The sequence below is a fragment of the Aeromonas sp. Y318-3 genome, from assembly GCF_027706185.1.
Taxonomy (GTDB): Bacteria; Pseudomonadota; Gammaproteobacteria; order Enterobacterales; family Aeromonadaceae; genus Aeromonas; species Aeromonas veronii.
In genome coordinates this window covers 406,890-419,777 of sequence record NZ_JAPDCN010000001.1, presented here as the reverse complement: position 1 = coordinate 419,777, position 12,888 = coordinate 406,890, and the positions used below count along the sequence as shown (strand labels likewise).

The following is a 12,888-nucleotide window of genomic DNA, read 5'->3' as shown; positions in this document are numbered from 1 at the left end:
CCGCTTATTCGCCCACCTTGTAACCCTCTTTTGCTCTTCCTCTTCCCGTCTCGCGCCATGGTTCACGGCGTGTCGCCCCCCATACCTCTTTGGTGGTTAAAAACAGCCCGTCACCTATACATAAGTGTGGGGTTTGACCAGCAGGCAACCCCACTACACCAAACATCGACGAGGATACGCGATGAACATAAGAGTAAAACCTGTGTGTATTGCATTGGCATTGGCGAGCACAGGCGCACAAGCGGAACCGGTTCACGACTGGTATGCCGGGGTTGGCGGTGGCTGGGCCATTGCCCACAATCTGAATGATTTCAGTCAGGATGTCGGCAAGGATGCGACTGCGCTCTCCCTGTTTGGCGGCTATAACTTCACGGAAAACCTGGGGGCCGAGATTGGCTATCTCTCCACCGGTGACTGGGATATCAGCGGCCATGACTTCAACAGTAAGGGAGCCACACTGTCAGTCATTGGCCGCCTGCCGCTCAGCGAGATGTTCTCGCTCTTTGCCGAAGGCGGTGGCTATATCTATCACGTCGAGTCAGTCAATGGCGGGGACGACAACCTGGCGCCGCTGGCGGGTCTGGGAGTGACGGCCCGGCTCCATGACTGGGTCGATCTGCAGGCACGCTACCGCTACATAGTGCGCGTTGGCGATGATCCGGATAACGGCAAAGCCAACAGCGGCACCCAGCGCTGGGTCAGCGACATCAGCACCGCCACGCTGGAGCTGGTGATCCACCCGAACCGCAGCCAACCCAAAGAAGCGGCCCCCACGCCCGCCCCGGTCGTGGTTCCCCCGCCACCGGCCGAACCGGAGGTGGTGGATCAGACCTTTAACCTCAGTTCCGATGTGTTGTTCGCCTTTGGCAAAGCGGACCTCAAACAGGAGGGGATGAGTGCGCTGGACGATCTCTACCAGCAGATCGTCGACGTGCAGCCCAAGGATGGCAGTGCAGTCGTGATGGGGTATACCGACCGCATCGGCTCGGATGCCAACAATCAGAGGTTGTCAGAAGCTCGGGCCCAAACCGTTGCCGACTTTCTGATCAGCAAAGGGCTGCCTGCCGACAAGGTGAGCATCCAGGGAAATGGTGCGAGCAATCCGGTCACCGGCAACCAGTGTGATGCCATCAAGGCGAAGGCGGCGCTCATCGACTGCCTTGGGCCGGATCGCCGGGTCGAGGTGCGCGTCACCGGCGTACAGGGCGGCAGCGAGTAGTTCATCTTGAGGCGATAACCATGTCAGACGTGCAGTAAAAAGGGATGCCGAGGCATCCCTTTTGCTTTGCGTCTTTTCGCAGAAATCAGAACGAGGTGCGGCGGTAGCGGCGATATTCCGGATGCCAGAAGTTGGCGTCGATGGCCTGATCGATCACCTCGTCCGGGGTCTGCACCGCCTTGCCCTGCAGCATGGCGGTCTTGGCCACCATCTTGGCGATGTAGCGGGAGACCTGATGGATATCCGCCAGATCCGGCAGCAGGGAGCCCTCCTCCCCTTTCACCAGCGGCGAGCACTCTGCCAGCGCGCGGCTGGCCGACATCAGCATGGCGTCGGTCACCCGGGTGGCGCCGGAGGCAATGACGCCAAGGCCGATCCCCGGGAAGATGAAGGAGTTGTTGCACTGGGCGATGACGTAGCGCTTGCCCTTGTGCTCCACCGGTGCAAACGGACTGCCGGTGGCCACCAGCGCCTGACCGTCGGTCCAGCGGATGAGGTCAGCCGGCGTCGCCTCGACCCGGGAGGTGGGGTTGGAGAGCGGGAAGATGATGGGACGGGCACAGTGCTTGTGCATGGTCTTGACCACCTCTTCGGTAAACAGCCCCGGCTGACCGGAGACCCCGATCAGGATGTCAGGGCGACCGTGCTCCATCACCTCCAGCAGGGAGATATTGTCCCCCACCGGCCAGTCAGCGATGCGCTCCACCGGCTGGGAGAGACGGCGCTGGAAGTCGAGCTGGTTGGGGATCTTGTCGGTGATAAGACCGAAGCGATCCACCATAAAGACCCGGCTGCGGGCCTGGGCATCGGTCAGCCCCTCGGCCTTCATCTGCGCCACGATCTGCTCGGCGATACCGCAACCGGCGCTGCCCGCCCCGAGGAAGGCAACCCGCTTCTCGGATAGCTTGGCGCCGGAGGCCTTGCAGGCAGCGATGAGGCTGCCCAGCGTCACGGCAGCCGTACCCTGAATGTCGTCGTTGAAGCAGCAGAGCTCGTTCTTGTAGCGGTTGAGCAGCGGCATGGCGTTGTTCTGGGCGAAATCCTCGAACTGCAGCAGGATATCGGGCCAGCGGCGCTTGACCGCCTGAATGAAGGCATCGACAAACTCGGCGTACTCATCCCCCGAGATACGCGGATTGCGCCACCCCATATAGAAGGGGTCATTCAGCAGTTGCTGGTTGTTGGTGCCCACATCCAGCACCACCGGCAGGCAGTAGGCGGGCGAAATGCCGCCACAGGCGGTGTAAAGCGACAGCTTGCCGATGGGAATGCCCATGCCGCCGATCCCCTGATCACCCAGACCCAGGATCCGCTCGCCATCGGTCACCACGATCACTTTGACGTTCTGCTTGGTGGCGTTTTGCAGCATGTCATCGATCCTGTCCTTGTCCGGATAGGAGATGAAGAGGCCACGGGCGCGGCGATAGATGTTGGAGAACTCCTCGCACGCCTTGCCCACCGTCGGGGTGTAGATGATGGGCAGCATCTCGGTCAGGTGGTTGTGCAGCAGACGGTAGAACAGTGTCTCGTTGGTATCCTGGATGTTGCGCAGATAGATGTGCTTGTCCATGTCGTTGCCAAACGCCATGAACTGGCGATAGGCGCGCTCGGCCTGCTCTTCGATGGTCTCGATATTTTGGGGCAACAGACCTTCGAGGTTGAAGTTGCTGCGCTCTTCGCTGGTGAAGGCGCTGCCCTTGTTGAGCAAGGGGGTCTCCAGCAGGGCGGGACCGGCGTAGGGAATGTAGAGAGGACGTTTCTGGTTATTATCTTCAAACATGGATCTTGGTACCTAAACGGTTAGCTAGACGCAGGGACCCGCCGATCCTAGGGGCTTGTCTCATTAATTTCAAAGAGTTTGCACATCCGTTGCAAAAGGTTTGCGACCCAGTCGACGAAAGGCGCCGGGGGTCTGACCAGTCAGACGACGAAAGCGGTTGGCAAAGTTGGCCCCATCGCTGTAACCGACCCGGGCCGCCAGCTCGCCAAGTGGCCAGTTGGTATAGAGCAGCAGCTGGCGCGCCTTGTTCATTCTGAGCTCGGTCACCCTCGCCATCGGCCCCATACCAAACGCTTGCTGACAGAGCCGGTGCAGATGGGGAACGGAGCAGGCCATCTGTCGGGCCAGCAGGGCCACACTCCAGGGTTCATCCAGGCGCGCCTCCACCCGGCGAAACAGAGCCTGCAATCTGAGTTCAGGGGTGCCGCGCACCTCCCCTTGCAGGGTGCGCTCCAGCAGCGCCAGCAACAGGCTGAGCAGTTGAGGTTGCAGCGAAGAGCGAACCCCTTCTCCCTGCATCAGGCTGAGCAGATGGTAGAGCTGATCGCCGCCATCCCCTTGCCAGATACGGTGACCAAGGCGATGCAGGTGCTGCCAGCGCGGCACGTCATCGAGCAAAATCCAGCTGATCTGCCAGCTTTCGCCAATCAGTTTGAGACCGCCGGGTACGGCAGCGGGCAGGAAAATCAGCGACCCGGCCGGAATGGCTTGCTCCCCCTCGTCGGTGAGCAGCGCGCCCCCCTCATCGTGACTCACCATCAGGATGTGAAACTCGGGGCGATTGCGACGGATGAGGTAGTGATCCCGCACCCGGGAGAGACCGGTCAGGAAGATCCCCGCCTCGCCGAGCAGGGGCAGCCCTTCACGTCCCAACATCTGCTCTTCACAGGCTGGCGCTATCTCCAGACACTCGCTGGCAAATGGCATAACACCTCAACAGGATAGTTTTACACAAGAAAATCGAGAGCTACTCACAGTGAGAAGAGCCTCGCCAGCCCCTATCATACCCCTGACAAACCTTGCTTTTCTCATACCCGGTTAACAACTATGAATTATTGGCAAGCGATTTTAAAACAAACCACCGATCGCGAGTTCATGACCCGATTGTGGCGGCTGGCCCTGCCTGTCTCGCTGCAATCCATGATGTTCTCCCTGCTCGGCCTCATCGATATCATGATGGTGAGCCAGCTTGGCACCACGGCTGTGGCGGCGGTCGGCTTGGGTAACCGGGTCTTCTTCTTCAATTTGCTGGTGATAGCGGGCCTCGCGGGCGGGGTCTCGGTATTGGCAGCACAATACTTCGGGCGCGGGGAGATGGCCGGGGTACGCCGCTCCCTGGCGCTGGCCATAGTGGGCGCCCTGCTGGTCACCCTGCCCTTTGCCTTCATCTATGTGTTATCACCGGGCAGCGTGCTGGGTTTTGCCAGTCAGGATCCGGCGCTGCGGGCACTGGCGGATCAATTCTTGATGATCACCGGCGCCACCATCCTCTGTACCGCCATCGTGGTGCCGCTGGAGTCAGCCCTGCGCTCGGTCGGCAATGCCGCCGCGCCGACCCGCATCGGCATTATCGCCATCATCGCCAACGTCATCCTCAACTACGCCCTCATCTTCGGTCACTTCGGCTTCGAGGCGATGGGGGTCGCCGGTTCGGCCTGGGGCACCACCATTTCCCGGCTGCTGCAGACAGCCCTGCTACTGCTCTACGTAAAGCGTTATGAGGCGCGCCTGATCCCGCGCGCACCAGACTGGCTGGCCGCCTTCAAGCGCAAGGAGGTGGTGCGCTTTACCCTGATCGCCCTGCCGCTGCTGTTCCATGACGGCCTCTGGGCCTTCGGCATGCTGATTTACGGCTTTCTCTATGCCCATCTTGGCACCGATTCGCTGGCCATCATGACCACACTCGGCACCCTGGAGAGCATCCTTATCTCCCTCTTCTTCGGACTGGCGGTGGCCTGCTCCACCCTGCTCGGCCACCGGCTCGGGGCCGAGGAGTACGAGGTCGCCTGGCAGCACTCCCAGCTGTTCCTGCTGCTCGCCCCCATCGGCGCGCTACTGGTGGGGATCATCGTCTGGCTGCTGCAAGCCAACCTGCTGCAGTGGGTCGGCAACCTGCCCCCCGAGCTGATGACGGAGGCGGGACAGGTGCTCGGCATCATGTGCCTCGGGATGCTGCTCAAGGTGTTCAACATGGTGGGGATCATCGGGGTGCTGCGCTCTGGCGGTGATGTGAACTACAGCATCTTTATCGACATCGTCGGCATGTGGTGCATCGGCATCCCGCTCGCCTGGGTGGCGGTCACGCTACTCGGCTGGCCCCTCTCCTGGGTGGTGGCGGTGGTATTGCTTGAGGAACTCAGCAAGGTGCTGCTGGTGCAGCGCCGTATTCGCCAGCGCTGCTGGTTGAAGAATCTGGTGATCGGATAAACAGCCACAAATCGGGGTCATATCAATGACAGAAAAACCCTGTTTGCAGTATGCTGGGCGCCTCTTCAATCAGAGGCAGGGATCCACGATTTCCCTGTCCAGTAGTCGTTTAAGGAGACGAGCATGCAACCACAGAAAGAGCTGATCACCGAGACGGCCCTGCTTGAGATGGCCAACAAGATCATCAAAGAGCATGAAGACTTCATCCACGGTATGCGCGCCGATTCGGTGGAGCAGAAGGGGGATATTCTGGTGTTCAAGGGGGAGTATTTCCTGGCCGAAGATGGCACCCCGACCGGCAAGACCATGGCGGTCTTCAACATGTTCAAGCTGCTGGCCCAGCAGCTCTCCGGCAAGTACAAGCTGGCCTGATCTCGCCAGCTCATTGCCAACAGGATGCCGCCCTCAGGCGGCATCTGTTTTTGCGCGGTTCAGCCCCTCGACCACCACGCAGTTGCGTCCCGCCATCTTGGCCTGATAGAGACACTCGTCGGCACGGTTGATCAGAATATCGATGGTGTCATCGGAACGAGCCATGGCAATCCCGATACTCACCGTCACCTCCAGCAATTCGTCCGAGGTAGGGCTCTTCACCAACCGCGCCTCGACGGCAATGCGCAGCCGCTCGGCCATTTTGCTCGCCAGCGCCGGATCGGCGCAGTTATGCATCAGGATGGCAAACTCTTCGCCGCCATAACGCCCCAGCACCATGTCAGGCTCCAGCTGCTCCCCCAGGGTGGTCGCCACCTCCTTGAGCACTGCATCCCCCGCCAGATGGCCGTAGATATCGTTGATCCGCTTGAAGCGATCGAGATCCAGCAGCATCACCGCAAAGGGCTTCTTCTTGAGTTGCAGCCGGATTCGGGCCTGCTCCAGCTGCTTCATCAGCAGGCGGCGGTTCATCATGCCGGTCAGCTCATCGGTGGTCGATTCCCGATATAGCCGCAGCAGCATGTTGAGTTGGCCGCACTGCACCCAGCAACTGGCCATGGTAAACATGCCGAGCACCCACACCTGATTCAGGGTGGCCTGACTCCAGATGCTCTGGCCCACCAGCAGCCAGTGGCCCAGCAGCATGGTCACCAGTACCACGCCTGCCAGTTGCAAGCCGAGGGAGAGGGGGATAGGGAAGATGGCAAACAGGGTGATCAGCAGATAGGGAAAGGCCGCATAGCCCGCCTGCAACTCCTGTCCGGCGCCAAAGCTGTTCAGGCAGAAGAGGGAGAAGAGCATCATCACGGCCATCAGGTAGCCAAGGGCCAGCTTCATCCGTTCCCGCTTGAAGTGGATGAGGTACGAAAGCGGAATAAGTGGCGAGAGCGCCAGGGTGCAGAAGATCCTGGCCTGGAACAGCTGCTCGAAATGAACGGCGGGCAAGGTCAGCCAATCCACCACGGCCCAGGCGGGCAATCCAAGCATCAGCAAGCAGGTCAGCAGGCGCAAACGCACCGTCATAAAGCCCATGCGAGTACGAGTAAAGTCTTCGGAGTGAACCCTCGCACTCCAGAACTCTGACAACTTGAGCATCCAGAGTCTCCACGATGAATACCGAGGGCTCATTCTACACCTACAAAGTGGTAAAAATGTCATTAGCGGGGAGAATAAAAAGGAGAGGTCGGTCACACAAACCGACAGATGATAATCGCAGCGCGCAAACGTTTCAACCCATCAAAAAATAAACCTTTTTTTGCATAATTAGCGCTGGTCAGCCTCATTTCAATCACTACAATAGCGCCCAATTTTCTCCCCCTCCCCACACAATTCGAGGTACTTATGGAACAGGCTGCTGTCACACGCGCCAATCGAGAGGCACATCCACCCAGGCGAGCCCATAGCGAACTGGTCTATGGCATAGAGGATGTCCCGCCTCTGCCCCAGACGCTGTTCGCCGCCCTGCAGCATATGCTCGCCATGTTTGTCGCCATCATTACCCCACCCCTGATTATCGCCAATGCCCTCGGCCTCCCTGCCGCCGACACCCGTTATATCGTCTCCATGTCGCTGGTCATGTCCGGCATCGCCTCCTTCATTCAAACCCGCCGCTTCGGCCCCATCGGTTCCGGCCTGCTCTCGGTACAGGGCACCAGCTTCAACTTCCTCGGCCCCATCATCGCCTCCGGCCTCGCCCTCAAACAGGCCGCCATGCCCACCGAGGATCTGTTGGGCACATTGTTCGGCACCATGATGGTTGCCGCACTCACTATCGTGGTGATGAGCCGCTTCCTCCATCTGGTGAAACGGATCATCACCCCGCTGGTGACCGGCATAGTGGTGCTGCTGATCGGCCTGACCCTGATCAAAGTGGGCCTGATCAGCATGGGCGGCGGCTATGCAGCCCTCTCTGATGGCAGCTTCGCCAGCCACACCAACCTCTTCCTCTCCCTGCTGGTGCTCGGCCTTATCGTGTTGCTGCAACGCAGTCGCAACCCCTGGTTGCGCCTCTCCGCCATCATGATCGCCATGCTGGCGGGCTATGCCGTGGCGCTGCTGCTGGGCAAAGTGAGTGCCCCCACCTTCGATGGCCCGCTGGTGATGGTACCCATTCCGCTCCACTACGGTCTCGGCTTTGACTGGCAGCTGTTCGTGCCGCTCGCCATCATCTTCGTGGTGACGGCGCTGGAAGCTATCGGCGACATGACCGCCACCTCCGACATCTCCGGCGAGCCACTGGAAGGGCCTGTCTATATGGCGCGGATCAAAGGCGGCGTGCTGGCCGATGGTGCCAACTCCATGCTGGCAGCGGTTTTCTCCACCTTCCCCATGTCCACCTTCGCCCAGAACAACGGCGTCATTCAGTTGACCGGGGTGGCCAGCCGTCACGTCGGCCTCTTCATCGCCGCCATGCTGGCCCTGCTCGGCCTGTTCCCGGCGGTCGCCAGCTTGGTGCAGCAGATCCCCGAGCCCGTGCTGGGGGGCGCCACTATCGTGATGTTCGGCACCATCGCCGCCGCTGGCGTGCGCATCATTGCCCGCGAGGAGCTGGATCGCCGCGCCCTGATGATCCTGGCAGTGTCGCTGGCCATGGGGCTGGGGGTCGCGCAGGTGCCGGAAGTGCTGCAACACCTGCCGGAGCTGGCCAAGAGCGTGCTCTCCTACGGCGTCGCTACCGGTGGCATTACCGCCATCGTGCTCAACCTGCTGCTGCCCAAGCGCGAAGCGCGCCACTCCTGAGACACCGTCTACCGATAGCAAACAGCCCCGCACTGCGGGGCTTTACCTTGCCAGTCGCCACGGGTAGTGTGCTGGGCAGCCTTTTTTGAGGATGCCGCCATGCCCTATCGCCTGCTCTCCCCCCTCCCCGATACCGCTTCACCCGCACAGATACTGGCGCAAGAGCAGTGCTGGTTGCGCGACTGTGCCCATGACGGCCAGCCCCGCGCTCACCTCTGGCAGGCGCCCCAATGCTTGATTGTCACTCGCAAAGATACCCGCCTCCCCCATTACGAAGCCGCCTGCGAGCAACTTGCAGATGAAGGCTGGCCGGTACATGTGCGCGACAGTGGCGGTACCGCCGTGCCCCACGGGGCGGGGATCCTCAACCTATCCCTGCTGCTGCCCCGCACCACCACAGATCTCGCCCACTACTACCGGCTGCTGGGGGCGCCGCTGCTGACCCTGTTGGCGGAGTACGGCCTTGAGGGAAGCTATGACTTCGTGCCCGGCTCCTTTTGCGATGGTCAGTACAATCTGGTGATCGGGGGACGCAAGATCACCGGCACTGCCCAGCGCTGGCTGGCACCGGGGCAGGATCACCAGGGCGCCGTGCTGGCACAAGCCATGCTGCTGGTGGCGGGTGATGTGGATGAGGGAACCAGAATAGCGAGCCGCTTCTACGAGCTGGCGGGCGGCGAACTGCGTTTTATGGCGGGAACCTCCACCACGCTGGCAAGCTGCATCGATTGGCGCGGTAGCGATCAGGCACTGGTAGAGAAAGTGCGAGCACGTCTGGATAGCCTGCTGAGCGAGGGGCTATCCCCCTCATCCTGACCTTATCCCGAAGGGAGAGGGAAAGTCCCCGTCCATAGACACAGCGCACAAAAAAAGCCACGACCGGAGTCGTGGCTTGTTCTTTTCAATGGACACGTGAAACGGGCCGAGGCTCTCAGGCCGTCTGCGGCTCCGGCTCGGCTTCGCTATCCAGATCCCGGCTAAAGTAGGCGCGGGTCTCGGCGATCACCACATGGCGCAGGCCAATCAGGCCGATGAGGTTGGGCACCGCCATCAGGCCGTTAACGATATCGGCCAGCAGCCAAATCATGTCCAGATGGAGGAAAGCACCGCTCGCTACCAGCGCCAGATAGACCAGACGATAGGGCTTGATTGCCTTCACCCCGAACAGGTACTCGGTGCAGCGCTCGCCGTAGTAGTTCCAGCCAAGGATGGTGGTAAAGGCGAAGAACAGCAGGCCAATGCTCACCAGATACTGGCCAACATGGGCATCAAGCCCCTGGGCAAAGGCCAGACTGGTCATGGCCGCGCCGCTTGCATCGCCGCTCCACACGCCTGTGACCACCAGGGTCAGGCCGGTCATGGTGCAGATGATGATGGTGTCGATGAAGGTACCGGTCATGGAGACCAGCCCCTGCTCCACGCACGAATCGGTCTTGGCTGCCGCCGCCGCGATGGGCGCAGAGCCCAGTCCCGATTCGTTGGAGAAGACCCCGCGCGCCACCCCGGACTGAATGGCCAGCATGATGCTGGCACCGACGAAGCCGCCGGTCGCCGCATGGCCGGTGAAGGCACTCTCGATAACCAGCATGACGGCATCGGGCAGGGCGCTGGCGTTGTTCACCAGCACGCCCAGACAGGCGACGATGTAGAAGATGGCCATGAAGGGCACCACCTTGCTCGACACGCTGGAGATGGACTTGATCCCCCCCAGGGTCACCAGCGCCACGATCAGGGTCAGCACCACGGCGGTCGCTTCACGGGGCACCGAGAAGGAGAGGCTCATGGCATCGGAGATGGCATTGACCTGCGGGAAGGTACCGATCCCGAAGAAGGCCACACCGATACCAAATAGGGCAAACAGCTTGGCGAGCGGCTTGGAACCGAGCCCCTTCTCCAGATAGTACATGGGGCCACCCGCCATCTGGCCATTGGCATCCTGCTCGCGATATTTGACCGCCAGCAGACACTCGGCGTACTTGGTGGCCATGCCGAACAGCGCCGCCATCCACATCCAGAACAGGGCACCGGGGCCGCCGAGCTTGATGGCGGTAGCCACCCCGACGATGTTACCGGTGCCAATGGTGGCAGAGAGAGCGGTGCACAAGGCGCCGAAGCTGGAGACATCCCCCTGCTTGCCCTGACCCTGATCGCGGCCGAAGACCAGCCGCAGAGCGAGCGGCAAGCGCACCACCTGAAGCAGACCCAGACGAAGGGTGAGATAGATACCGGTCCCGACCAGCAGGATCAGCAGGGGTGGTCCCCAGATAAAGCTATCGATGGCGGTTAACGCCGATTGAATTGATGACATGCATCCTCCTTAAGAAACAGAAATTAAGGAGGAGAAGGATGATCTTCCCATAGGTGTCGCGATCGGCCAGAGGCGATCGGATGCGGGCCAAGCCCAGGTACAACCATCCCATCCCCTCTGTCCTTTTGCCTGAGAGTTTCCGGCGCCAGCCTGCCCTTGCGGGTAGTCATGGTGCCTTGCTCCTTCGGCGCCCGATTTAACGGGTCTCTCCAGAGTATCGTCCAGTAGCAGTCCACACCGGTTGCCCGGTACCTGAAAGATTCACTTCTTCGGTGGATGGTTGCCCATCGCTCTCCTGCTACCTTCATCCGAACTAATTTGGATTAGGAAGTCGGCATGTTAATCCAAAAAATGTGAGCTGTCTCGCACTTGGCCGCCCCCATTTATATTTTTTTAGTGACCACCAGAACCGCGGCAAGAATGTTAAATGTTAGTTAACTATCAACAAGTTAGGCTCGCACGGATCAAATGTGGCCCAAACGGGAAAAATGGCGGATAGAGAACAGTGATCCCTCTCGTTTCGCCAAGAAAATCTTGCCGACATATCCAATCAAAATGCTTGCACACAGAATCAATAAGCCGATAATCCGCTGCATAACCAAGCACTTTGTTATCAATTTATGCACTGTGTTCGGTTGGTCCCACCGGACCGCTCGCCTGACCCGGCCGTCGCCGGTTCAATCGCATATGGCTTGGGCATATCACGCCCCCTAAGGATGACCAAAAGAGAATGAACGAGACCCTGGTTGCAAAAGATGTGGTCGCACAAGATTACCGTCAGCTGGTTGAACAATTCGGCTCCCCCCTGCTGCTGCTCGACAAGGCAGCCGTCCGCAAACAGTATCGGGCCTTGGCCGCCGCCCTGCCCGATGTACGATTGCACTATGCACTCAAACCCCTGCCCCATGAGGCGGTGGTCTCTGTCTTGAAGGAAGAGGGGGCCTGTTTCGATCTGGCCACCAATGGCGAAGTGGATCTGGTGCGCAGTCAGGGGGTTCGCCCGGGACGTTGCATTCATACCCATCCCATCAAGCGCGACAGCGATATCCGTTACGCGCTGGAGTTCGGCTGCACCGTGTTTGTCTACGACAACCCGCTGGAGCTGGAGAAGTTCATTCCCTACAAGGACGAAGTGAAACTGCTGCTGCGGGTCAGCTTCCCGAACCCCGAGACCAAGGTCGATCTCTCCAAAAAGTTCGGCTGCACTCCGGAGCAGGCGCTGCCGCTGTTGCAACTGGCCCACGCCAAGGGGATCAAGGTGATGGGGCTGTCGTTCCACGTCGGCTCGCAAGTGCCCCATGCCCGTCGCCATGTGCAGGCCATCGACGCCTGCCGCGAGATCATGGAGCAGGCCTGGGCGCTCGGGCTCAAGCCCTGGGTGCTGGATATCGGCGGCGGTTTCCCGGTCGACTATGAGGGCGGCGAGTTCGACATCGACGGCTTCTGCGCGCCGATCCGCGAGGCGCTGGCCAAGCTGCCGGCCACCGTGCAGAAAATTGCCGAACCGGGCCGCTTTATCAGCGCACCGGCCATGACCTCGGTCGCCAGCGTGATGGGCAAGGCGCACCGCGGCGACAAGATCTGGTACTACCTGGATGACGGCCTCTACGGCAGCTACAACGGCCAGCTCTATGACCACGTCACCTATCCGGTGAGCACCCCCTATGCCAGCGGCGAACAGCACAACTCGGTGCTCTCCGGCCCCACCTGCGACAGCGTGGATGTGATCCGCGATGGCATCATGCTGCCGGATCTGGCTATCGGCGAGTTGGTGGTTGGCAAGGTGATGGGCGCCTACACCTGGGCCTCCGCCTCCACCTTCAACTTCTTTCCCAAGGCCAGCATCCTCATTCTGGACAGCAGTCAGAAGGGGCAGAAACTGGTGGCAGTAGCCTGAGCACACCGCTCGCTCGCTAACAGGTTCACTGGGCAAAAACAAGAGGGGGAAGCTTGAGCTTCCCCCTCTCTCATTTCACCAACCCC

10 protein-coding genes and 1 riboswitch are annotated in these 12,888 nt (G+C 60.5%); of the genes, 6 read left to right on the top strand and 4 right to left on the bottom strand.

The annotated features are described in order from the left end of the window. The first annotated feature begins 181 nt into the window (after window positions 1-181). Window positions 182-1,219: an OmpA family protein gene (locus OKB77_RS02000; RefSeq protein ID WP_150390422.1), complete on the top strand. Its 1,038-nt coding sequence runs from the start codon at window positions 182-184 to the stop codon at window positions 1,217-1,219. Window positions 1,220-1,304: 85 nt separating this feature from the next. On the opposite strand, the gene OKB77_RS01995 is transcribed toward OKB77_RS02000, so the two are convergent. Next, window positions 1,305-2,999 carry an NAD-dependent malic enzyme gene (locus tag OKB77_RS01995; protein WP_005338379.1) on the bottom strand — a complete coding sequence of 565 codons (1,695 nt, stop codon included), beginning with the start codon at window positions 2,997-2,999 and terminating at the stop codon, window positions 1,305-1,307. A gap of 69 nt (window positions 3,000-3,068) precedes the next feature. Then, window positions 3,069-3,926 (bottom strand): helix-turn-helix transcriptional regulator, encoded by an 858-nt coding sequence (locus OKB77_RS01990; protein WP_005338380.1) that lies wholly within the window; start codon window positions 3,924-3,926, stop codon window positions 3,069-3,071. Between the two features lie 120 nt (window positions 3,927-4,046). On the opposite strand from OKB77_RS01990, the gene OKB77_RS01985 reads away from it, so the two are divergent. Together OKB77_RS01985 and OKB77_RS01980 are read left to right on the top strand one after the other, a co-directional pair. Further along, window positions 4,047-5,426: an MATE family efflux transporter gene (locus OKB77_RS01985; protein WP_005338381.1), complete on the top strand. Its 1,380-nt coding sequence runs from the start codon at window positions 4,047-4,049 to the stop codon at window positions 5,424-5,426. 123 nt (window positions 5,427-5,549) lie between these two features. Then, window positions 5,550-5,798: a YciN family protein gene (locus OKB77_RS01980; protein ID WP_005338382.1), complete on the top strand. Its 249-nt coding sequence runs from the start codon at window positions 5,550-5,552 to the stop codon at window positions 5,796-5,798. A gap of 33 nt (window positions 5,799-5,831) precedes the next feature. Here the strand turns inward: OKB77_RS01980 and OKB77_RS01975 are convergent, their stop codons facing one another. After that, window positions 5,832-6,953 (bottom strand): GGDEF domain-containing protein, encoded by a 1,122-nt coding sequence (locus OKB77_RS01975; protein ID WP_236356432.1) that lies wholly within the window; start codon window positions 6,951-6,953, stop codon window positions 5,832-5,834. Between the two features lie 246 nt (window positions 6,954-7,199). Between OKB77_RS01975 and OKB77_RS01970 the strand changes: the two genes are divergently transcribed. Both OKB77_RS01970 and OKB77_RS01965 read left to right on the top strand, forming a co-directional pair. After that, window positions 7,200-8,597 carry a nucleobase:cation symporter-2 family protein gene (locus OKB77_RS01970; protein ID WP_184232563.1) on the top strand — a complete coding sequence of 466 codons (1,398 nt, stop codon included), beginning with the start codon at window positions 7,200-7,202 and terminating at the stop codon, window positions 8,595-8,597. 99 nt (window positions 8,598-8,696) lie between these two features. After that, window positions 8,697-9,413 (top strand): lipoyl protein ligase domain-containing protein, encoded by a 717-nt coding sequence (locus tag OKB77_RS01965; protein ID WP_270816850.1) that lies wholly within the window; start codon window positions 8,697-8,699, stop codon window positions 9,411-9,413. A gap of 115 nt (window positions 9,414-9,528) precedes the next feature. On the opposite strand, the gene OKB77_RS01960 is transcribed toward OKB77_RS01965, so the two are convergent. Continuing rightward, entirely contained in the window at window positions 9,529-10,905 is a 1,377-nt protein-coding gene (locus tag OKB77_RS01960) for an alanine/glycine:cation symporter family protein (protein WP_005338391.1), read from the bottom strand. A 107-nt stretch (window positions 10,906-11,012) separates the two neighbouring features. Then, a riboswitch (glycine riboswitch) is annotated at window positions 11,013-11,128 on the bottom strand. Window positions 11,129-11,635: 507 nt separating this feature from the next. On the opposite strand from OKB77_RS01960, the gene OKB77_RS01955 reads away from it, so the two are divergent. Then, window positions 11,636-12,802, top strand: a complete 1,167-nt coding sequence (locus tag OKB77_RS01955; protein ID WP_118854176.1) for a type III PLP-dependent enzyme — start codon at window positions 11,636-11,638, stop codon at window positions 12,800-12,802. Window positions 12,803-12,888 lie beyond the last annotated feature (86 nt).